The sequence below is a fragment of the Chryseobacterium oleae genome, assembly GCF_900115055.1.
Taxonomy (GTDB): domain Bacteria; phylum Bacteroidota; class Bacteroidia; order Flavobacteriales; family Weeksellaceae; genus Chryseobacterium; species Chryseobacterium oleae.
The window spans coordinates 169,099-190,818 of record NZ_FOVD01000005.1; the positions used below are offsets into that span (position 1 = coordinate 169,099).

Sequence of the window (21,720 nt, forward strand, 5' to 3'; positions counted from 1 at the left end):
CTCTAATGAATTTGAGTTCCGTCTATATACACATGTTCTGCATTCAGACTTCCCTGATTGTACAGAACATTCTGGAAATTATCGGTTTTAAAAGTGACAAAATCTGCCTTTTTACCGGTTTCGAGTTTTCCTATGTCTTCAAGACCTAATGCATAGGCAGCACGGAAAGTCATTCCGGCCAATACCTCAGCGGTCGTTAGTTTTTCAAATGTTGCTAAAATAGAAGCCTGGGTAATTAAATTTCCCATCGGTGCAGATCCCGGATTCCAGTCACTGGCAATGGCTACAATAGCTCCGGCATCCAGTAATTTTCTGGCGGGTGTAAATTTTTCACCTAATCCTAAACTTGCTCCCGGAAGTGCCGTAGCTACAGTGTCTGATTGTGCCAGAAACTCAATATCTTCGTCAATGGTTGCTTCAAGATGGTCTGCAGATTTCGCTCCTACTTCCACAGCAATTCTTGAACTTCCCGGTGTAAACTGATCAGCATGAACGGTAATATCAAAACCTAAATCTTTAGTTTTAAGAAGGAAATCTTTACTTTCTTCCGGCTGGAACGCAGATTTCTCAATAAAGATATCTACACGCCTGGCCAATCCTTCTTCTTTTACTTTGGGTAAAATTTCAGTAAGGATATAGTTCAAATATTCTGTATTGCTTCCTTCAAAATCTCTCGGCTTCAGGTGCGCGGAAAGACACGTAGGAACTAATTTAGCTTTCGTCTGCTCCTGTGCTTTTTTAATTATTCTAAGCATTTTCAGCTCGTTTTCCACATCTAGTCCGTAACCGCTTTTTATTTCAATCGTTGTAATTCCCAGCGATACCAGGAAACCAATTCTTTCCAGTAAAGTTCTAAGCAATTCTTCTTCCGAAGCATTTCTTGTATGCTGTACGGAACTCCAGATTCCACCACCACTTTCTGCAATTTCAAGATAGGTTTTCCCTGCATTACGCATCGCGAAATCGTTGGCACGGTTTCCTCCAAAACAAATATGTGTATGAGCATCTACAAACCCGGGAAATACAATCTGCTCTCCTTCAATGGTTTCAGTCTCTATATTTTGATTTTCAGATTTCAGTACTTCGAAATTTCCGATGTTTTGAATTTTACCGTCATTCACTACAATTCCTCCGTCCGTAATAACTTGTAATTGTTCATCAGATAATTTCCCTCTCAGTGGAAGGTCTGCTAATGTTACAATCTGCTTAAAGGGTCCTATTAACTTCATTGATCTAAGATTAAGCTCCCGCTTGTTTATAATTAATTTACTCTCAAAAATACTTAAAATATATTAATCCTCTAAATCCAAGTTAGCCTTTACCTCTACCTCAGCCTCTATCTCAGCCTTTTTCTATCCCTGAAATTTCACAGCCTAATCCTCAACCTTAGTCTAAATTTGTTATCTTTGAGGTAAATGAAATGAATTAATGCCAGATTTTTTACATCCAGATAAGGAAAACTACTCGCATGATGAGCTTATGCAGGAGGAGCAGATCCGTCCCCAGAGTTTTAAGGACTTTGCGGGGCAGAGAAAAACTTTGGAAAACCTTGAGGTTTTTGTAAGTGCTGCCAAAAGACGTGGTGGTGCCCTTGATCATGTTCTTCTTCATGGTCCGCCGGGTCTGGGGAAAACCACTTTAGCCAATATTATAGCCAATGAACTTGGCGTAGGCTGTAAGATCACTTCCGGTCCTGTTCTTGACAAACCTGGAAGTTTAGCAGGATTACTGACGAATCTGGAGGAAAATGACGTTCTTTTTATTGATGAAATCCACCGTCTGTCTCCTATTGTGGAGGAATACCTGTATTCTGCCATGGAGGATTATAAGATAGACATTATGCTGGAAACCGGACCTAATGCAAGAAGCGTTCAAATCGGGCTGAATCCTTTTACTTTGGTGGGAGCTACGACAAGAAGCGGAATGCTGACAAAGCCGATGCTGGCGAGATTCGGGATTCAAAGCAGACTTGAATATTATTCGGTGGAGCTTTTATCGATGATTATTCAGAGAAGTGCAAGGGTTTTAGGATCTACAATTTATGAAGATGCAGCTATAGAGATTGCAAGAAGAAGCCGTGGAACTCCCAGGATTGCGAATGCTCTGCTAAGAAGGGTACGTGATTTCGCTGAGATCAAAGGAAACGGAGAAATAGAGATCAACATTACAAAATATGCATTGAATTCTCTTAATGTGGATGAATTCGGTTTAGATGAAATGGATAATAAAATCATGCGTGTCATGATTGAAAACTTCAAAGGAAAACCGGTAGGAATTTCCGCACTGGCGACTTCCATTGCTGAAAATCCGGAAACGCTGGAAGAGGTTTACGAACCGTTTCTGATTCAGGAAGGATTCATCATCAGAACACCAAGAGGAAGAGAAGTGACCGACAAAGCTTATCAGCATTTAAATATAACCAGACCGAAAAGTCCTGGAGAACTATTTTAACGACCTATGTTTATTCCCAAATTATACAGAAGCGAAGATCACAATCTGATGAAAGAAATCATCAGGGAAAATGCATTTGCCTTACTTATCTCTTCAGTTGATAAAATAAGAGCGACTCATGCGATGATGATACTTAATGAAGATGATCCAGAGAATATCTATGTGGAAACCCATATTTCCAGAGCCAATCCTCAGGCAAAGACCATAAAGGACGGAGATGAAGTCCTCTGTGATTTCCTGGGAGCGCATGCCTATATTTCGAGCAGCTGGTATGATCATATTAATGTTTCGACGTGGAATTATGAAGCGGTACAGATCCATGGAAAAGTACAGCTGATGAATAACGATGAGCTGTACAGTCATCTGGAAAAATTAACTTCCAAATACGAAAATTTCCAGAAATGTCCGATGATGGTCAAAGATATGGGACGTGAATTTGTGGAAAAGGAAATGAAGGGTGCTTTCGGAATGAAAATATATCCGACAGAAATATCTATCAAGCAAAAACTTTCTCAGAACAGAAAGGAGCATGATTATCAAAATATCATTTCGGAGCTGGAAAATTCAGATGAGAACGGAAGAAAGATCGCTGAAAAGATGAAATTAATAAAGAAATAATAATCAAAATATATATGAAGCTATATCCAATACAATGTGGAAAATTTAAACTGGATGGCGGTGCCATGTTTGGAGTCGTCCCAAAGAGTTTGTGGGAAAAAACCAATCCTGCAGACGAAAAAAATCTGATCGAACTGGGAACAAGATCCCTGCTTATAGAAGACGGCAAGAAACTGATTCTTGTGGACTGCGGTCTCGGCAATAAACAAGATGATAAATTCTTCGGGCATTATTCGCTTTGGGGAGATGACAGCCTTGATAAAAATTTAAAGAAATTCGGTTTCGTAAGAGAAGATATTACGGATGTATTCTTTACGCACCTTCACTTTGACCACTGTGGTGGCGCTATTGAATGGAATGACGACAGAACAGGATACAGACCGGCTTTTAAAAACGCACAGTTCTGGACGAATGAAAACCACTGGAAATGGGCTACAGAACCCAACCCAAGAGAAAAAGCAAGTTTCCTGAAGGAGAATATCCTTCCGATCCAGGAAAGCGGGCAGCTTAACTACTTACCTCTTCCTACAACAGGAAATTACGGTTTTGCTCCTGATCTGAAAATGGATGTGATCTTTGTAGACGGACACACAGAAAAACAAATGCTTCCGGTGATCCAGTACCAGGAAAAAACGGTTGTTTTCGCAGCAGACCTTATTCCTACTGCAGGACACATCAACCAGGTGTATGTGATGGGATATGATACCAGACCTCTTCTCACGATGGAAGAGAAAGGAAAGTTCCTGAAACAGTGCGTAGATAACGAATATTTACTGTTCTTTGAGCACGATGCCCATAATGAACTGGCCAGTCTTAAAATGACTGAAAAAGGAGTGAGATTGGACGAGATTCACAGTTTTAATGATGTTTTTGGATATTAATTTTTGATTATGGAAGAATTACATTCAGAGACCCAGAAAGCAGAACCGGAACCGTCACCCAAGATCATCGGGCTTACCGGTGGCATAGGTTCAGGAAAGACTACCGTAGCCCACTTCATTGAAGAGTTTGGATTCCCGGTTTATTATTCCGATGACAGGGCAAAAATGATCGTGAATGAGAGTGAAGACTTAAAGATCAGGATCAAAGAACTCCTTGGCGATGAAGCTTATGATGCCAATGGCCTTTATGACAGAAAGTTTGTCGCAGAAAAGGTTTTCAACAATAAGGAACAGCTGCACGAACTCAATGAAATCATACACCCCGCTGTAAAGATCGATTTTGAAGAATGGCTGAAAAAACAGACGAAATATTTAGTCTTTAAAGAAACGGCACTCCTGTTTGAATTAAAACTGAACAGACAATGCTATAAATCACTTCTGGTGACTGCGGAAGATAATATCAGAGCCAAAAGAGTGATGGACAGGGACGGAAAGACCTACAGAGAAGTAGAAGCCGTCATGGAAAAACAGATGTCTGAAAAGGATAAAATCAAACTGGCAGACTGCATTATACATAACAATACCAACCTGGAGGATCTTAAGGAACAGACCGAACGGATCATCTTCAGTATTGAATAAAAAAGAACCTCGTTAGAATAGCTCTAGCGAGGTTTTTTATTTTCTGATTAAAGAAATTCTTTCCCTCCTTATTACCTATTACTCATTACCTATTACTCATAGAAAAAGCCCCCATTTCTGAGGGCTTCCTAGTATTTAAAATTTACGTATTATTCTTTGATAAACTTCTTCTGTACGGATTTACCGTTGTCTTCAATATCTATTACATAAACTCCGTTGATCAGTTTGCTTACATTGATCTGGTTGTTCAATAGAATACCTTGCCCAATGATTTGTGCTGCTGCATTGTAGATCTTATATTTCGCTCTTTTGCTGATATTCTTCACATACAGTACAGAACTTACCGGGTTAGGATAGATCATGATATCCGTCTGGTTCACCGGATTACCTATTGCAGGTTTAGAGATTCTTACGGAGTAATCCTCTACTTCCCCATTGGCAAATCTCATACAGTTCACCGGAACACCGTCTCTCATCAATGCCACTCTCATCACCACATATTTATAAGTAGTCATGCTTACAAAAGCATCAGCAGGGATGCTGAATGTTCCTGTCACTGGACTTGTCGTGTTCGGAGGTGAGGTGAATACTCTTTCATCAATATCAAAGTATCCGTTTCTGTTGAAATCAATCCAGACAGCAATTCCTTCGTCATGATTGGTTCCGTTCCATTTTTTCTCAATCGTGATCTGGTTTCCCGAAGATCCCTGAACCATTTCTATGAATGTAGCAGGTACTCCTGTATAATCTGTATAATTGGACGGTCCCGAGGCGTTCTCCATTTTAGGTCTTCCGTTCGGGGTTACTGTCACTTTAGCGATATGCTCGTTCACAGAATTTTGAGAAGACATTTGACAATAGATTACAGTAGGTGTCGTAAAATAATACGGAGGCGTATAAGTTCCCGGTGTACCATTACATATGTTCACTACCTGCATTTCGTATTTTGTATCTTCCAGTAATCCTGTTATCGTATGAGCATTAGTCGCTACCGGAATATTCGTCCAGCTTGGAATACCCACTTTTCTATATCTAAGGATGTAAGTTGCTCCAGTGAATCCTTCCCATGTAACCTCAGCTGATGTAGGCGTTAATTGCGTGATCATCAATCCCGGAGGAGGCAATTCACATGTTCTCAACGTCGTAAATACCACAGGATTTGAATATGGATTCGGATTAGGATCTCCCGTACACTGATTGGCTACCTGTACTTCATATTTTGTGTAAGGATCTAAATTATTCAGTGGATACGTATTGGCAGGAGGAGCTGGCAAATTGACAAGAGTCCATGCTGCTGCACCTACTTTTCTCCATCTCATCACGTAGCTTGATCCTGTTACTAATGGGGTCCATGTCACCAGTGCCGAGGTAGTCGTGATATTCGTCACTGAAACACCCGGAGGTGTAGGATCACATTTTGTAGTAAATGCTCTGATCGCTGTAAAGGTACCTGTTGAAGTTCCACAGTTGGCCGCAATCTGTACCTCATAAGTCGTAAAAGGAATCAGGTTGGTTAAAGTGTGAGGAACCGTTGTAACATATACCGATGTCCATGCAGTAGTTCCCAGTACTCTGTATTGAAGCAGATAACTAAGGTTATTGGTTGCTGCTGTCCAGTTAATAATAGCTGAATTATGAGTTACCGCAGTAAATGTAGGATTGGTAGGCGTGCTTGTACTACATGGTCTCAATTTTACCACATAGTCTTCAACTTCACCATTTACTGCATTCTGACACATTACAGGGGCGCTTGAACGTCTCAATACCACTCTCATGGTTGTGTTCAGTGGTCCGTTATAAGCTCCTGCCGGAACTCCGAAATTAGCGGTAACAGGAGTATTTGTATTGGATGGTGAATTTAAGATCTGCTCTGATGTTTCAAAAACTCCGTTCCTGTTGAAATCGATCCAGGTACTCACGGCATCGCTGCTCGTTACCCCTGTCCATCCTTTTGCTACTGAGATTTTATTCCCAACAGAACCTATTTCCAGGGTAATAAGGGTAGCCGGTGTATTATAACTCGTATAGTTGTTCTGTACCGTTGTATTGTTCATTACTGCAAGTGCCGGGTTGATAGACGTAACGGTTACATTTGAAATGTGGTCGTTGGTTCCGGTACCTGTCATCGGACAGTACGTAACAGGAGGCGTTGTAAATTGTGTGGAAGGCGAGAATGTTCCCTGAGTTCCATTACATTTTGTTGCAATCTGTACTTCGTATTGAGTCTGCTCAGTAAGCCCAGGAATGGTGTAGGTATTTCCGGGAGCAGGTACAGGATCCACGGTAGTCCACGTGGCTGTTCCTACTTTTCTATATCTTAACACATAAGTTGCCCCGGTGGATGCCGACCATGAAACGTCGGCTGTAGCCGGAGTAAGGTTTGTTATAGTAATATTAGATGGCGCCGCAGTTGTACATGCCGGCTGGTCTATTAATTTCACTGCATAATCTTCTACTTCACCATTCGTAAAGTTACCACATGCGGCAGGATTGGCAGTATCTCTCAGCACAACACGCATACGGGTTGTAAGCGGTCCTGAGTAAGCCCCGGCAGGTACTGTAAATGCTGCAGTAACCGGAGTCGTTGTATTATTTGCGGCGTTTAAAACTCTTTCAATCGTTTCAAAAGTACCGTTTTTATTAAAATCTATCCAGACACTTACCGCTTTGCTGGATACAGCTGCCGGCCATGACTTGGCAATCGTTACACTGTTGTTGTTTGATCCACGAACCAGTGTGATCAGTTTTGTAGCATCAGATGAATAATCGGTATAGTTAGCTGCTGTTGACGTATTACTCATCGTATATGAGTTGGTAGCAGCTACGGTTACATTGGAAATATACCCGTTATCTGTATTCGTAGAAGTTGCTGCACAGTATAGCGTTACAAAAGTTGAAACCGGTGAAAAAGCACCCTGCGTACCCGTACATACATTGGCAATCTGGAATTCATAATGAGTTCCTGCCGTAAGGGTGGAAAGCGTCACTGTATTGGTAGTCGGTGCAGGAGTAACTGTTGTCCATGCTGTAGTTCCTGCAACACGGTATTGGAAAACATAGGTTGCATTAAATGATGCGTTCCAGGTTATCGTTGCCTGTGTTTGGGTAATGGCAGAAACCACAATTCCTCCCGGTGCAGTAGTTGTACAGATAGGAAGCGTTTCTATGGAAGCCGTTCCGATGGCATAAAATACATTGTTGATAGCACTTACACGAATTTTAGCAGTCCCTCCTACCGTTAAAGGAAAAGCCGTAAAATCTACAGCCTGGTTTCCGTCATTCGGTGTTGAAGCAGCTACGACATTCCATGTCGTTCCATTATCAGTGGTAAAATCTATTTTTACATTGGGAGCATTGTAAGGTGCCGCATTGGTATTCACAACATCCCAGGTAACATTGGTAGGTCCATTGTTATATATGACGGTTGGGTTTACTTTAAACGGTCCGTTGTTTCCAACAATAATCGTCTGCGTTGCTGATTGGGTCTGCTGCTGATTGGCAACCGGATTGTTATCTCTGGCAGTAACCGTAAACTTGGTTGTTCTCGCCACTGTAGATACTGCTTCCCAAAGGCTGTTGGCATTATTTAAAACACCTGCAAGCACTGAAGACAGTCTTGGAAAGTAACGCGTTGGGCTGGCCGTTGGAGCCACAGATCTAAAAGAAGGACCTGAAGTTGTATTTCCTAAGTTAGCGTTATTAATCACTACATTAGCGATATCTACTTCCTCCCAGTTAAATGTCATAGGGTCGTTCTCAGCATCGGTAGCAGAAGCCGTCAGAACAAAAGCAGTTCCCTTAGGAATATTATAAGTAGGAAGCGCAGCAATTACCGGCGGTGTATTGGTAATCACTGTTTCTACATCACATGTTTTATTGATCAGATTCGCCTGAATAGCTGTAATATTAGTTACATTAAAATACGGATCTGAATGTGGCTGCACATCGGTAGTTGGCCCCGTAATCCCTGCATACCCCATAATACTTGAGCCAGAACCAGGTTCTACACTGGTAGCAGATCCCAATTGCGGAGGATCGTAAGAAAAACTATGGACTCCTCCAAGCTGATGTCCTATTTCATGAGCTACATAATCGATATCAAAATTGTCTCCTGTTGGCGGATTATTTCCCGGTGATGTCCATCCTGATCCTTTATCATTAGAAGTAGGAACGGTATTATCGCGGCATATACAGCCTACACATCCGGCATTTCCACCGGCTCCCGGAGGAGAAAATAAATGTCCTACATCATAGTTTGCATTTCCTACTGCTGCCGTAATAACATTCTGCACCTGAGAGTTCCATCCCACAATACCGTTGGTAGTTCCACCCTGCGTTGCTGAATAAGGATCTGTGGCAGCATCAGTATAAATTAAATTCGGATAATTCTGTAGATTAAGATGGAGTGCAAAATCTTTTTCATAGACTCCATTGATTCTTGTAAGGGTAGCATTCATTGCAGCGAGTGCTCCGGCTACCGTGCCTCCATGGTACTGGGTATATTCCCCACATACCGAAAGAGCAAGTCTTAAAGTTCTGTATTTTTTATCTGAGTTTTTGGCAAAGTCAGTAGGCTGATTAAAAAAAGCCTTTCCTTTCTGGCGAAGCTCATCTATATCATGCCTTGCATGTTCGCTTTCCTCAGTGGAACATACGAATCCTTTTTTGTCTTTTCCTGTTTTCGGATGAATTCTGTAAATCGTCTTTGCAGCATTGGCAGGTTCTATAAATTCATAATTTCCGTCCTGAATAATCATGGATTGAAAATCATTAGGTGCCAAACTGAATCTTAAGTATTTGGAAGGATCATCTATCCCTACTCCAACAAAAGAGCCCAGCTGATACTGATCTGCGAGCTCTTTGACTACAACGGGAAAGCTGTAGACTGCAAATTTTTCAATCTTCCCATTCATGGTCGGGAGAGATATGATTACTGGTTTTGCATTTTTACCAGTTTCATCTGCTTTGGCCAGTTGCAATTTCAGCTGTGAAATGTCCAAAGAGTAATAGCTGTCTGATTTTGAGCCATCATTAGCTCCTTTTCCATTATATACTGCAGGTGCCCATTGTGCATGGATCATTGCAAACAAACAAAGGAAAAAGAAAGAAATAGAAATTTTCTTCATAACTTTTTCAATATTTTGTAATAATCCCACAAATCTAGCGTATTTTTTATTAAAAAAAAATATATACCTTTAATTTATTGAGAAATAAACAATAAAACCATCGAAAGATTAAAAAAAATAATCAACAATTATATTTATGTTTAAAATTTCAACGTTTGTTGAATTATTAGTTAAAAAATTTCATAATCGCTCAAAGAAATCTTATAACAAAAAAAAGCCCTCATTTCTGAGGGCTTCATTTATTTGAAATTTACATATTATTCTTTGATAAATTTCTTTTGAACCGTTACACCGTTATCTTCAATATCTATTACATAAATTCCGTTGATCAGTTTGCTTACATTGATCTGGTTATTTAATAAGATACCGTCACCGATAATCTGTCCTGCAGAATTGTAGATTTTATATTTCGCTTTTTTGCTGATATTTTTCACATACAATACGGAGCTTACCGGGTTAGGGTAAATCAGGATTTCAGTTTGGTTTACAGAGTTCGGTACTCCCGGTTTAGCGATTCTTACTGAGTAATCCTCTACTTCACCGTTGGCAAAATTAGCACAGTTCACAGGAACTCCGTCTCTCATCATAGCCACTCTCATCACCACATACTTATAGTTTGTCATGCTTACATAAGCATCTACCGGTACACTGAATGTTCCTGTTACAGGGCTTGTCGTGTTCGGAGGTGAAGTGAATACTCTTTCATCAAGATCGAAATACCCGTTTCTGTTGAAGTCAATCCATACAGCGATACCTTCGTCATGATTGGTTCCGTTCCATTTTTTCTCAATCGTGATCTGGTTTCCAGTAGATCCCTGAACCATTTCTATAAATGTAGCAGGTACTCCTGTATAATCGGTATAGCTTGATGGTCCTGAAGCGTTCTCCATTTTAGGTCTTCCGTTCGGCATCACTGTCACTTTAGCGATATGCTCGTTGACAGAGTTTTGAGATCCCATCTGGCAATAAATTACAGTAGGTGTTGTGAAATAGTATGGAGGTGTAGGTGTACCCGGCGTACCGTTACAAATATTCATCACCTGCATTTCATATTTCGTTTCTTCCAATAATCCTGTAATTGTATAAGTATTTGTAATCAGAGGAACATTCGTCCAGCTAGGAATACCTACTTTTCTATATCTCAGTACATAAGTTGCACCAGGGAAGCCTTCCCATGTTACTTCAGCTGATGTAGGAGTAAGCTGTAAAATAGTTAATCCCGGAGGAGGAAGTTCACATGTTCTTTCCGTAGTAAATACTTTAGGATTTGAGTACGGGTTAAGAGCCGTTTCTCCAACACACTTGTTAGCAACTCTTACTTCATATTTTGTATATGGGTCTAAGTTTGTTAATGCATAAGTGTTTGTAGGAGGAGCAATGTTTGGCACCTGAGTCCATGTAGGGGCTCCTACTTTTCTCCACTCCAGTGTATACGTAGAGCTCGCAGCAAGCGGTGCCCAGGTAATCAGTGCAGAGTTGGTAGTGATATTACTTACTGTAACATTCGGAGGTGTAGGATCACATCTTGTAACAAACGGCTTAATAGCAGTAAATGTACCTATAACATCTCCACATACCGCAGCCACCTGCACTTCGTAGTTGGTAGCAGGCGTTAAACCTGTTATTACCAGTGGAATGTTATTTAGCATTGTTGAAGCATATACTTCCGTCCAAGCTCCCGGAGGAGGTCCCTGAAGTCTGTATCTTACCAGGTAAGTAGTAGTGTTCGCAACTCCTGAAAGGGTTAACGTCGCAGAGTTATGCGTAGCTGTGATCCCTGGCAGGTTTGGTGTACCATTAGCACATGGTCTGATTTTTACTGCATAATCTTCAACTTCTCCATTCACAGGATCCACGCATAGTACCGGAGCACTTGTACGTTTAAGCACGACTCTCATAGTGGTCGTAAGCGGACCTGTATAAGCTGTTGCAGGAACTGTGAAGTTAAGATTTGTTATAGGAGTAGTAGTATTTGGTGCCGAGTTCAGTATCTGTTCTGATGTTTCAAAAACTCCGTTTCTGTTATAATCAATCCAGGCTGAAACCGCCACATTGGCTGTTGCCCCTGTCCATCCTTTTGATACTGAGATCTTATTGTTTGCAGAACCTGCATCAAGAGTGATCAGTGTCTGAGGCGTAATATAGCTTGTATAGTTAGTCTGTACACTTGTATTATTCATTACCGGTACTCCAGGGTTAGAAGAAGTAACTGTTACATTTGAAATGTGGTCGTTAGTTCCTGTACCTGTCATAGGGCAGTATGAAAGTGGTGGTGTCGTAAACTGTACTGCTGTAGAGTATGCTCCTGTAGAACCTCCACATGTAGTAGAAATCTGTACATCATACTTAGTCTGCTCAGTAAGTCCCGGAATCGTGTACGTATTTACACCTGGTGCTAAAACAACCGGTGGAATAGTATAAGTTCCTGCTGTCGCTAATTTCCATCTGATGGTATAAGTAGCATTGGCAGCCCCGAACCAATATACTGTAGCCGTAGTTGCCGTAAGGTTGGTTACTGTAATGTTTGTAGGTGGCGCTGTAGTACAAGGCGGCTGATCAATAAGTTTTACCGCATAGTCTTCTACTTCACCCCAAGTGAATGTTCCACAAGCAGCAGCAGCAGCACTTTCTCTCAATGCTACACGCATACGTGTCGTAAGGTTTCCTGTATAAACACCACCTGCAACGTTAGGAACAGCAAAAGTAGCTGTAACCGGAGTTGTCGTGTTGCTTGGTGAATTCAATACCTGCTCGCTGGCTTCAAAAATTCCATTTCTGTTAAAGTCAATCCAAACTCCTGTTCCGAAAGACCATTGAGTTCCCGGCCAGCTTTTATTAACGGTAACTGTATTATTTGCAAGACCTCTTACCAAAGTGACCAGTCTTGTAGGATCTGTACTGTAATCTGTATAGTTACTGAAACCAGAATCACTGTTCATCGGTATTGCAGAATTCGGAACTACAGCAACCTTGCTGATAAATCCGTCAATCGTGGTACTTGTAGAAGCAGAAGTACAATAGGTAATAGCCGGAGTTGTAAAAGGAGTCGCTGTAGAGAATGGTCCCTGAGTACCTCCACAAATCGTAGCTATCTGAAATTCATACTGAGTCTGTTCTGTAAGGTTTGTAATAGTATAACTACTTGCAAGTGGCGTAGTAATACTTACCGGTGTCCATGCTCCTCCAGGTAATGATCTATACTGAAGTACATAGGTAGCTCCCGTTGAAGGCATCCACCCAATCTGAGCAGAAGTTGGAGTAAGGTTTGAAACTGTAATATTCGTTGGAGGTGCAGTGGTACATGGCTGTAAAGCGATAACATTTAATGTAAAGTCTACAAAATTACCATACGGAGCTGGTCCACATGAAGTATTGGTTCCAATAAATGATGTTGATGTTCTTACTCTATAATTTCCAGGAGGCTGTGATCCAGGTATAACAATAGATGCTGTAGCTGAAGTCACGTAACCAGGAGTAGCCAGAATGGTTTCACCCGGATCATTAAAACTCATGTTATTATTCCAGTCCACCCAAACATAATAATTATAAGTGCTGGTTCCACTGTTCAGGTTCATGGTTATTGTATTGGTAGGTAACCCTGAGAAAACAGTAGCTGAATTATTAACATAAGCTGTATAGGAATTCGCTGTGTAGTTTAAGTTTGTAATTCCACCTGTCGTATTAATAGTCTTCAGGTAATAAGACGTTGAACTGCTACCCCCTGTTGGTGCACAGTATCCTGTAAGCACAGTCAGAGGTCCTGTCCAGGAACTTTGATCTGTTGCAGTACATCTTGATCTTACCCATACATAATAAGTTGTATTGGCTACCAGAGGAGAAATCGTTGCAGTCGTTCCTGTCACAGTTTGTGATGGTACAGTTGCCGCTGTTGGAGCTGTAGCAGATGTACTGTAATATACATCATATCCTCCTGCAGGTGCAATTGAAGGAGCTGTCCAGCTGATATTGGCGCTGGTTGGTACTACCGTTCCCAGAGTTAGAGCCGTTGGGGCCAAACATGAAGGAGGTGTCGTTACCGTTAATTGTCCGATCCATGTACTTTGGCTAGTACCACTACATCTTGATCTTATCCATATATAGTATGTGGTATTAGCTACCAATGGAGAAAGGGTCACCCCTGTTCCTGTGGTAACCGTTTGTGAAGGCGTAGTTGCAGCCGTTGGTGCTGTAGCTGTTGTACTGTAATATACATCATATCCTCCTGCAGGTGCAGAAGAAGGTGCCGTCCAGCTGATTGCAGCTGTAGTTGGTGTAGTTGCTCCTGAAGTCAATCCTATAGGAGGCAGACAAGCTGGTGGCGGGCCAAAAGTCAACTGAACGTTGGGTCTGTTGGCATCCACTGTACCGTTACCAACAGGTGGCGTATTGTCCCCCTCTATATACATATGTTTTGATGTATTGCTGGAATAGGTAAAGGAATTTCCACCTAATGATCCGGTTCCGCTTCCTCCGTAGTTGGTTTCAACCAATACTACCAGATTTTCCACCCCGTTATAATAATAAGGGTTTTGAAGCGTAACGGTATTCCATCCTGTAGGTATGCTGGCTATGTTTCCGTCGTACACTAAGGTAGCACCGGTAGTAGCCGTAACCCAGTTTTGTGCCGTGATGGTAGTGGTAGCAGCAGGAACGGTTTTTAAATAAATTTTAACCGGAGTAGCTATAGTCGTAGCGACTGTAGCATTCCATGCTACTGATAAGACACTTCCACCGGCGGGAAGGTTTATTTCAGTTGCAGTATAAAGTGAAGCATCTCTCTGGTGCCCGTAATAGGGGGCCAAAGGATATCTCTGAGTACTGGTTCCTGTACCAATAGTGACTGTTTGTGCCTGTGAAAATAGCCCGAAGACCATACACAGCAATGTTATGAGCACCCTATAGGGCCTGCCCATTTTACAGAGTAAAAATCCACTCATATTTTTTTAGTTTAGTAGTGATAACAATAGTAAGTAAGTATAGTGTTTCCTATTTTTTTGGTGTTCAAATGTTTTTTTTGAAACATCCATTTTTTTACAGATATTCTGTACTGAAAAGAATAATTTTTTAATTCATACGCTAACAATTTTATAATTACACAAATCTAATAATTTTTTCATTATTAATACATTCATTCAAATATTTTTTTGTTAAAGTTCCATAATAATTCCACATTTTATACATTAAAATATAAAATCCCCAGAAGAGTCTGAGGATTTTATATATTCTAATTATTTTACTTTTTGATAAACTTGGATCGGAACTGATCTTTCCCCTTTTCATCAATTGTGATGACATATCCGCCCTTCACCAGAGATGAAACATTGATTTTTCCGCCATTGATATTTCCTTCTCCTACAAGCTGGCCTGCAGCATTGTAAATTTTATATACCGTTTTATCTGAAACCTTGGTCACATTCAGAATATCACTTACCGGATTAGGATAGATCTGGATACCATTGTTATTAGCACCATTCACTTCGCTTGTGCCCAATGACACCTGAATCTGAACAGGATAATCCTCAATTTCCCCATAAGCAAAAGGGTTACATCCGTTTTCAGGCTGATTTTGGTAAGCCATAGCAACTCTCATAATCACTTTCTTGTCTGTATATGCATTGGCAGGAACAGAGAATGTTCCGGAAACCGGTGTTACTGTATTGGAGGGACTTGTAAAGATCTTTTCAGAATCTGAGAAATTCCCGTCTCTGTTGAAATCTATCCAGGCGGTTACGCCTTCACTGTATGATTGCCCTGTCATGCTTTTGTCACACTGATTGCATTGCCTGAGCTTCCTCTTCTAAGCGTAATTACTTTTGAAGGATCGGCGGTATAATCTGTATAAGTAGAACCTGTACTCGTATTTGAAACCACACTCATTCCTATAGGAGTTACAGAAACATTGGAGATAAACTCATCGTCAAAATTTCCGGAACTGTTAGTACAGAAAGCATAAGCCAATGTGCTGAAGTTGGTACTTGCAGAATACTCACCTGCCGTACTTCCGCAAATATTGGCAACCTGTACTTCATACTGAGTAGTATCATCAAGGCCTGCAATATAATAAGAGTTTGTAGGAACACTAACCGTAACCCAGTTTGTAGTGCCGGTTTTTCTGTATCTCAGAGAATAGGTAGCACCCTGAACCGGTGTCCAGCTGATATTTCCTGAAGAAATGGTAAGTCCTGAAGCAGCAACTCCTGCAGTAGCTGTAGAAGAGCATGTCGCCATTGAGGCTGCTACGGTTGCATTTCCAATGGCATAGAAAACATTTCCAATAGCACTTACTCTGATTTTTATATTAGCTCCCGTTGCAAGAGAAGAAAATGTAAATGCTTCCGCTCCGTCATTAGGGGTGGATGGCGTAAGTACTACCCACGTTACTCCATTATCCGCAGTATAATCTATTTTAACATTTGGGGTATTGTAGATTCCGGAATTTGTATTGACAACATTCCAGGTTACAGCACCCGCGGCATTATTATACACTGTAGTAGAGGTCACATTAAAAGGACCTTCATTCCCAACATTGATTTTCTGAAGGGCGGAATTAGTCTGCTGCTCTGCTATAGCGGGACTATTATCTCTTGCCGTAAATACAAAACTGGTAGATCTTGCTCTGTTGGATACCGTTTCCCAATCTACTGCAGAAGAAAGGTTTCCTGCCAATACAGTATTCAACTTAGGAAAATATCTTGTAGGTGAAGTAGACGGAAGAATTGATCTGAAGAGCGGACCTACTCCGGTATTTCCATTCACAGAAGTTACCGTCGAAGCAGCATTATCAAACTGTTCCCATGTAAAAGTCATAGGATTTCCTTCAGGATCTGTAGCATTACCCGTAAGAGCAAATGCTGTCCCTTTTGGAATGGCATAATCATTTAAGGCAGAAATCACCGGTGGATTGTTGGTCACTGTAGTTTCAACATCACGTGTTTTAGCCACCAAATTATTCTGAATCTGAAGAAGACTTACTACATGGAAATAAGGATCAGAATTCATCTGAACATTGACACCTGTAATCCCTGCATATCCCATAATGGTAGATCCTGAGCCCGGCTCCATATTTACACCTGCAGATTCCAGAGCATGAGAGAATGTATGGTTGGCTCCCAACTGATGTCCCATTTCGTGAGCTACATAGTCGATATCAAATGTATCTCCCTGTGGAATAGCATTGGCCGGTGACGTATATCCTGAACCTTTAGCTTTGTTGGTAGGACCGGTTGGATCTACACAAATACATCCGATACATCCGGCATTTCCTCCGCCTCCGCTTCTTCCGAATAAGTGTCCGATATCATAGTTTTCATTTCCCACCACACTGGTAAGGGTCTGCTGAAGCTGAACGTTCCAGTTCCCCATCTGAGCCGCAGGAGAATAAGGATCGGTAGCTGCATCCATATAAATCAAGGCAGGGTAATTCACCATATTCAGGTGTATAGCCAAATCTTTTTCAAAAACCCCATTTACTCTTGAAAGTGTGGCGTTCATCGCAGTAAGCGCTCCCGCCTGTGTACCTCCGAAGTAAGTTGTATACTCTGCAGTTACAGAAAGCGCTAATCTAAGTGTTCTGTATTTTTTATCTGAAGATTTAGAAAAATCTGATGTGTTATTGGTAAAGGATTTATTGGTATTGTACAGCTTTGCTATTTCACTTTTAGAAAGAATATCTTCATCCATAGAACAAAGGAAACCCTGAGATCCTGCGCCTATAGTCTTTCCATGTACCCCATAAATTGTTTTGGAAGCATTTTGTGGCTCGATGAACTGGTACACTCCATCCTTAATGATCATAGACTGAAAGTCATTCGGAGCCAGTGAAAATCTTAAATATTTGGAAGGATCATCTATACCCACTCCAACGTATGATCCCAGCTGATACTGATCTGCAAGGACTTTATCTATAACCGGAAAACTGTACACATTAAATCTTTCAATCTTGCCGTCTAAAGTTGGAAGGGCAACAGCAATAGGTTTTGCATTTTTACCCATTTCCTGGGCTCCTGAAAGCTGCGTTCTCAATAAAGAAATATCTAAGGAATAATAGTCTTTGATATCCGACCGTTGTACCACCTCTCCGGATCTTCCTGTTGAAGGCGCCCACTGTGCTGTAGCAGCAGCGAACATACAAAGAGAAAATACTGAAGTAAAAATTTTCTTCATAATTTCTTGAAATATTAGATTAATGTCACAAATATAATATTTCTATTAAAATAAAATCATTAAATATTAATTTTTAATGAATAATAATCACTTTAATTTATTTTATGATTGAATGATTGATAATAAAAATCCCCGGATAGAGACCCGGGGATTCATTATTCATGATGCATGACCTTATGCTTCTTATAAAGACTGCTTTATTTTTTTAACAGTAAAAATCTGTTGTATTTTCTTTTAAAATTTATACGCAATATTCCATGCGAAACCCATATTGAATTTAGCTGAGCTTCTTCCGAAGCCCGGGACAATCATTGGCGTAATATCATCCTGTTTGGACGTGTATACTAAATATTTCGGTTGAAGATTGATATCGATATAAAAGTTAGATTCAAACAACTGTACTCTTCCTCCCAGTGTGCCTTCCAGCCATGCAGAGGTCTGTGATGATGATGGAAATGCCACAGAAGAAGCACTCCCCCCAAATCCGCGGACCGGAACTGCCATATATTCCTGATTGTAAAAAGCACCTCCTATTTTACCTCCGGCATAGAAACCGTTGAATTCATTTTCAGGGTCTTTGGCCAGCATATAGAATGCTCCCAGCTTTACGAATGGACCACTTGCTTTTGCATCATAACCATTCTTCTGATATACATTTTTCTCAAAACCGGCTTCGGCAACCGCATGAACATTCCCTCTTATCTTGGATGAAATAAATCCCTGATACAGCACTCTGTCTGAGAAAAAAGATACACCGGCATTCAAAACATCAAAACCCACCATGAAGTTAGGCTTATATTTCTCATGAACTTTTTTGGTTTCTTTGGTTTCCTTTTTTTCCTGGGCCATTCCCAGCATTCCTACGATGCTAAAAAAGAAGGTAAAGATTAATCTTGTCTTCATTCACTATTTGGTTTTGTCCTGCTTCTACTTTTTGTACAGGATTAGATTGTTTTAATTCCGAACTTAAATTTTCGTACGTTTTTTTGATCCCGCATCCCGGAGAAACATAGGCCGTCTTCGTGGTATAACCGATTCGTACGTGAGATTCAGGACCTTTATTTGCAAACCTGAAATACACGTCTGTATAGGGAGAGTCATCTACCCTTAACGGGATCAGCCTTGAATCTATCTTCTCAAGCTTACCCAGCTGCACTTTTCCGGAACCGTAATCTACGGCTACATATAACGAATCCAAAGGCATCGTTTTACCATCTGCTGCAGATTTGAACGCTACTTTAAGGCGAGGAGTTCCTTCTCCACTCTCACAGATATCATCGTCTCCGCCACAGGATGAGATCATGAAGATACCGCATATAATTATTATAAGGTATGTAAGATATTTCATTTTTTTTTATTTTGGATCTAAGGCTTTTTCAATTCGGAAAGCAAGATCTTCATAATGGTATTTATTTACTATATTGACATCTGCTTTTGCTGAAAGTTCTTTTTTAATCGTGATTAAGTTTCCTCTTACAATAGCAGAAACATCAGATTTATCAGGATTTTTTGCATCAACAAGTTTAATCATATTGTCTACATAATTTCTCTGAAGGTTTCTTCCGTATACATCAGGGTTTGCTTTTCTGATGATGGAATTATTCAGGTCTGAAAACAAATCAACCAGGGTATAAGTATTCTGATCTACAGCTTCCATCTGGTACATATTCTGTAAAACAATCGGACTTAAAATTCTTGAAAGAACTCCATTCTGAATGTCTTCAATGGTTTTCACCGGCGTTTTCCCCGTCTTCTCAAATACTTCTTTTTTGATCAGCCACTGTGGTGTGGTGAAAACATTTTCTTCAAGAAATCTCATCGCTTCCTGCTGATCTTTTTTAGCTACGGCTTCATATACCGGCCCTGACTGTTCAGCAGTTTTAGGCGTCTCCATCTGTCCTCCGATGTATTTTGAAACATGACCGGCATATCTTCTGAACTGCCCGGTGACCTGATCATACATCATTCCGAGGTTTTCGTAATCTTCATTCGGACTTGCTGTCCATTTTTCCAGATTATCTATAATTCTCTTCAGATTTTTGATTCCGTAGGTACTTGCTATCATGGCATTGTCTCCTACCTGCTCGCTCTGAGATCTCGGATCAAGAGGATTGGATTCTGTCCCGAACCAAAGTCTTTCGTTTTTTAAATTTTTAATGACCCATTTGTTCAGATATTCTTTTTCTGAATCCGGGGTGTTGTACTGATAAAATCTTTTGTAACCCCACTCAATGGCCCAGTCATCATAATCTCCGATTCTCGGCATAATCCCTGAATCTCCGATGTTATCTTCCGGTTGTGCCACGTAATTAAATCTCGCATAATCCATGATCGATGGGGTGTGGCCATTCTTTTCAAGCCACTTTTTATCTCTTAGTTTTTCAACAGGCACGGTAGAACTTGAACCGAAGTTATGTCTTAATCCTAAAGTATGTCCTACTTCATGAGAAGAAACAAAACGGATCAGCTCACCCATTAATTTATCATCAAACTTAATTTTTCGTGCTCTTTCATCATTGGGTGCAGCCTGCACAAAATACCAGTTTCTCAGAAGCATCATGACATTGTGATACCAGTTGATATGACTTTCCAGAATTTCTCCCGTTCTCGGATCTGAGATCGAAGGTCCGGAAGCATTCGGTACATCTGAAGGTTTATAAACAATAGCGGAGAATCTTGCGTCTTCAAGGCTCCATTCCGTATCCACTTTTGAATCCGGTACTTTTGCATAAATAGCATTTTTGAAACCTGCTTTTTCAAAAGCTTTCTTCCAGTCATCCACTCCCTGAATCAGGTAAGGAACCCATTTTTTTGGGGTTGCCGGATCAATATAGAATACAATTGGTTTTGCAGGTTCTACCAGTTCTCCTCTTTTGTATTTTTCAAGATCCTGAGGTTTTGGTTCCAGTCTCCATCTTTTAACCAGGGAAATCCTTTTTACGCCTTGAGGATCAAGATCAAAATCTGTATACCCAACTGTAAAATAACCCACCCTCGGGTCAAAGTATCTTGCCTGCATTTTGTTTTCAGGAAGAAGAACAAATGAAGCGTTGATTTCTACCGTATAATTCCCGCTTATTTTCGGAGTGTTGGCTGGAGTAGCTCCCGGCAACGGTCTTCCCAAAGTACGTGCGAAAGTTTTGGTGGTATTGATCTCGATATTATTCGGGAACGATTTTACAAAGTTGACGAATGACATATCTTTCTGGAAAGCCCCCACTTTGAAGGCGTCTTTATAATTTACAGAAAAAGAAACTGTTTCGTTATCAGAGTTCAGAAGATCCGTGACATCAATGACTGAAGATTTTTTATTGTCTCCGTACGTTTTTACATCAAAGGATTTAATGATAGGCTGTACATTGTTTCTGATCACAGAATTGTACATATCCGAGGTGGAATCTTTTGCATAATCTACAAAAGAAATAGCTCTCAGAAGGATTTTGTCTTTGGGACCTTTTTCAAAAGCCACTACCTGCTGGCCGATCTGATCTCCTGCATATCCGGTACTTCCGGAACGCATACCGGCAGCAGCTTTTGTAAGTCTTGTTACTAAAAGAAATTCCTTTTTCAGCATTCTGTCAGGAATCTCGAAGTAATATTTATCTTCCAATTTATGAACGGTGAAAACGCCCTGGTCCGAAACCGCTTTATCAGTAATAACCTCTTTATAGGATTTTATCACCGGCTTTTTCTTGGGATCGTCTTTTTTAACTTTTGCAGTATCTGTTTTTACTGCTACAGAATCTTTTTCCTGCCCTTTCAGTTCGGTCTGACTCAACATCAAAACCAATACAATAAAAGCGGCACCCAGGTTTTTCACTCTTTTCATTTAAATTTTCAGA

The 21,720-nt window shown here is 40.6% G+C and carries 12 protein-coding genes; 4 read left to right on the plus strand and 8 right to left on the minus strand.

All coding sequences use genetic code 11. The features are described from left to right. Positions 1-2: 2 nt before the first annotated feature. Complete coding sequence (gene hutI / locus BM143_RS16455; protein WP_090025605.1) at positions 3-1,229, minus strand: imidazolonepropionase; 1,227 nt, start codon at positions 1,227-1,229, stop codon at positions 3-5. A gap of 199 nt (positions 1,230-1,428) precedes the next feature. Between hutI and ruvB the strand changes: the two genes are divergently transcribed. From ruvB to coaE, 4 genes are read left to right on the plus strand one after another with little or no spacing between them, the layout of a single operon-like run. Continuing rightward, the gene (ruvB, locus tag BM143_RS16460; protein ID WP_090025607.1) at positions 1,429-2,451 is read left to right on the plus strand and encodes a Holliday junction branch migration DNA helicase RuvB; all 1,023 of its coding nucleotides are present in this window, start codon (positions 1,429-1,431) and stop codon (positions 2,449-2,451) included. 6 nt (positions 2,452-2,457) lie between these two features. After that, positions 2,458-3,069: an FMN-binding negative transcriptional regulator gene (locus BM143_RS16465; RefSeq protein WP_090025608.1), complete on the plus strand. Its 612-nt coding sequence runs from the start codon at positions 2,458-2,460 to the stop codon at positions 3,067-3,069. 14 nt (positions 3,070-3,083) lie between these two features. Then, positions 3,084-3,950, plus strand: a complete 867-nt coding sequence (locus BM143_RS16470) for an MBL fold metallo-hydrolase (protein ID WP_090025609.1) — start codon at positions 3,084-3,086, stop codon at positions 3,948-3,950. Between the two features lie 9 nt (positions 3,951-3,959). Beyond that, positions 3,960-4,589 carry a dephospho-CoA kinase gene (gene coaE / locus BM143_RS16475; RefSeq protein WP_090025611.1) on the plus strand — a complete coding sequence of 210 codons (630 nt, stop codon included), beginning with the start codon at positions 3,960-3,962 and terminating at the stop codon, positions 4,587-4,589. 149 nt (positions 4,590-4,738) lie between these two features. Here coaE and BM143_RS16480 read toward each other — a convergent pair whose 3' ends face one another. The 7 genes from BM143_RS16480 to BM143_RS16510 all read right to left on the minus strand — a co-directional run bounded on the left by BM143_RS16480 (position 4,739) and on the right by BM143_RS16510 (position 21,707). Then, the gene (locus tag BM143_RS16480) at positions 4,739-9,715 is read right to left on the minus strand and encodes a GEVED domain-containing protein (protein WP_090025613.1); all 4,977 of its coding nucleotides are present in this window, start codon (positions 9,713-9,715) and stop codon (positions 4,739-4,741) included. A gap of 257 nt (positions 9,716-9,972) precedes the next feature. Beyond that, on the minus strand, positions 9,973-14,652 hold the full coding sequence (locus BM143_RS16485) for a GEVED domain-containing protein (RefSeq protein WP_090025614.1): 4,680 nt from the start codon (positions 14,650-14,652) through the stop codon (positions 9,973-9,975). A gap of 296 nt (positions 14,653-14,948) precedes the next feature. Beyond that, positions 14,949-15,473 (minus strand): GEVED domain-containing protein, encoded by a 525-nt coding sequence (locus tag BM143_RS16490; protein WP_090025616.1) that lies wholly within the window; start codon positions 15,471-15,473, stop codon positions 14,949-14,951. Then, positions 15,470-17,878, minus strand: a complete 2,409-nt coding sequence (locus BM143_RS16495) for a reprolysin-like metallopeptidase (protein WP_090025617.1) — start codon at positions 17,876-17,878, stop codon at positions 15,470-15,472. The genes BM143_RS16490 and BM143_RS16495 overlap by 4 nt, the downstream gene beginning before the upstream one ends. A 234-nt stretch (positions 17,879-18,112) precedes the next feature. Then, the gene (locus tag BM143_RS16500) at positions 18,113-18,781 is read right to left on the minus strand and encodes a DUF6048 family protein (protein WP_090025619.1); all 669 of its coding nucleotides are present in this window, start codon (positions 18,779-18,781) and stop codon (positions 18,113-18,115) included. Then, positions 18,747-19,226, minus strand: a complete 480-nt coding sequence (locus BM143_RS16505) for a DUF6452 family protein (RefSeq protein ID WP_090025620.1) — start codon at positions 19,224-19,226, stop codon at positions 18,747-18,749. The genes BM143_RS16500 and BM143_RS16505 overlap by 35 nt, the downstream gene beginning before the upstream one ends. A gap of 6 nt (positions 19,227-19,232) precedes the next feature. Beyond that, a complete protein-coding gene (locus BM143_RS16510) occupies positions 19,233-21,707 on the minus strand; it encodes a zinc-dependent metalloprotease (protein WP_090025622.1) in 2,475 nt (824 codons plus the stop codon). Between the last annotated feature and the right edge of the window lie 13 nt (positions 21,708-21,720).

Excerpts from the sequence above, each read along its gene's own strand:
- hutI (WP_090025605.1), bottom strand. The coding sequence starts at position 1,229 with ATGAAGTTAATAGGACCCTTTAAGCAGATTGTAACATTAGCAGACCTT.
- ruvB (WP_090025607.1), top strand. The coding sequence starts at position 1,429 with ATGCCAGATTTTTTACATCCAGATAAGGAAAACTACTCGCATGATGAG.
- BM143_RS16465 (WP_090025608.1), top strand. The coding sequence starts at position 2,458 with ATGTTTATTCCCAAATTATACAGAAGCGAAGATCACAATCTGATGAAA.
- BM143_RS16470 (WP_090025609.1), top strand. The coding sequence starts at position 3,084 with ATGAAGCTATATCCAATACAATGTGGAAAATTTAAACTGGATGGCGGT.
- coaE (WP_090025611.1), top strand. The coding sequence starts at position 3,960 with ATGGAAGAATTACATTCAGAGACCCAGAAAGCAGAACCGGAACCGTCA.
- BM143_RS16480 (WP_090025613.1), bottom strand. The coding sequence starts at position 9,715 with ATGAAGAAAATTTCTATTTCTTTCTTTTTCCTTTGTTTGTTTGCAATG.
- BM143_RS16485 (WP_090025614.1), bottom strand. The coding sequence starts at position 14,652 with ATGAGTGGATTTTTACTCTGTAAAATGGGCAGGCCCTATAGGGTGCTC.
- BM143_RS16490 (WP_090025616.1), bottom strand. The coding sequence starts at position 15,473 with ATGACAGGGCAATCATACAGTGAAGGCGTAACCGCCTGGATAGATTTC.
- BM143_RS16495 (WP_090025617.1), bottom strand. The coding sequence starts at position 17,878 with ATGAAGAAAATTTTTACTTCAGTATTTTCTCTTTGTATGTTCGCTGCT.
- BM143_RS16500 (WP_090025619.1), bottom strand. The coding sequence starts at position 18,781 with ATGAAGACAAGATTAATCTTTACCTTCTTTTTTAGCATCGTAGGAATG.
- BM143_RS16505 (WP_090025620.1), bottom strand. The coding sequence starts at position 19,226 with ATGAAATATCTTACATACCTTATAATAATTATATGCGGTATCTTCATG.
- BM143_RS16510 (WP_090025622.1), bottom strand. The coding sequence starts at position 21,707 with ATGAAAAGAGTGAAAAACCTGGGTGCCGCTTTTATTGTATTGGTTTTG.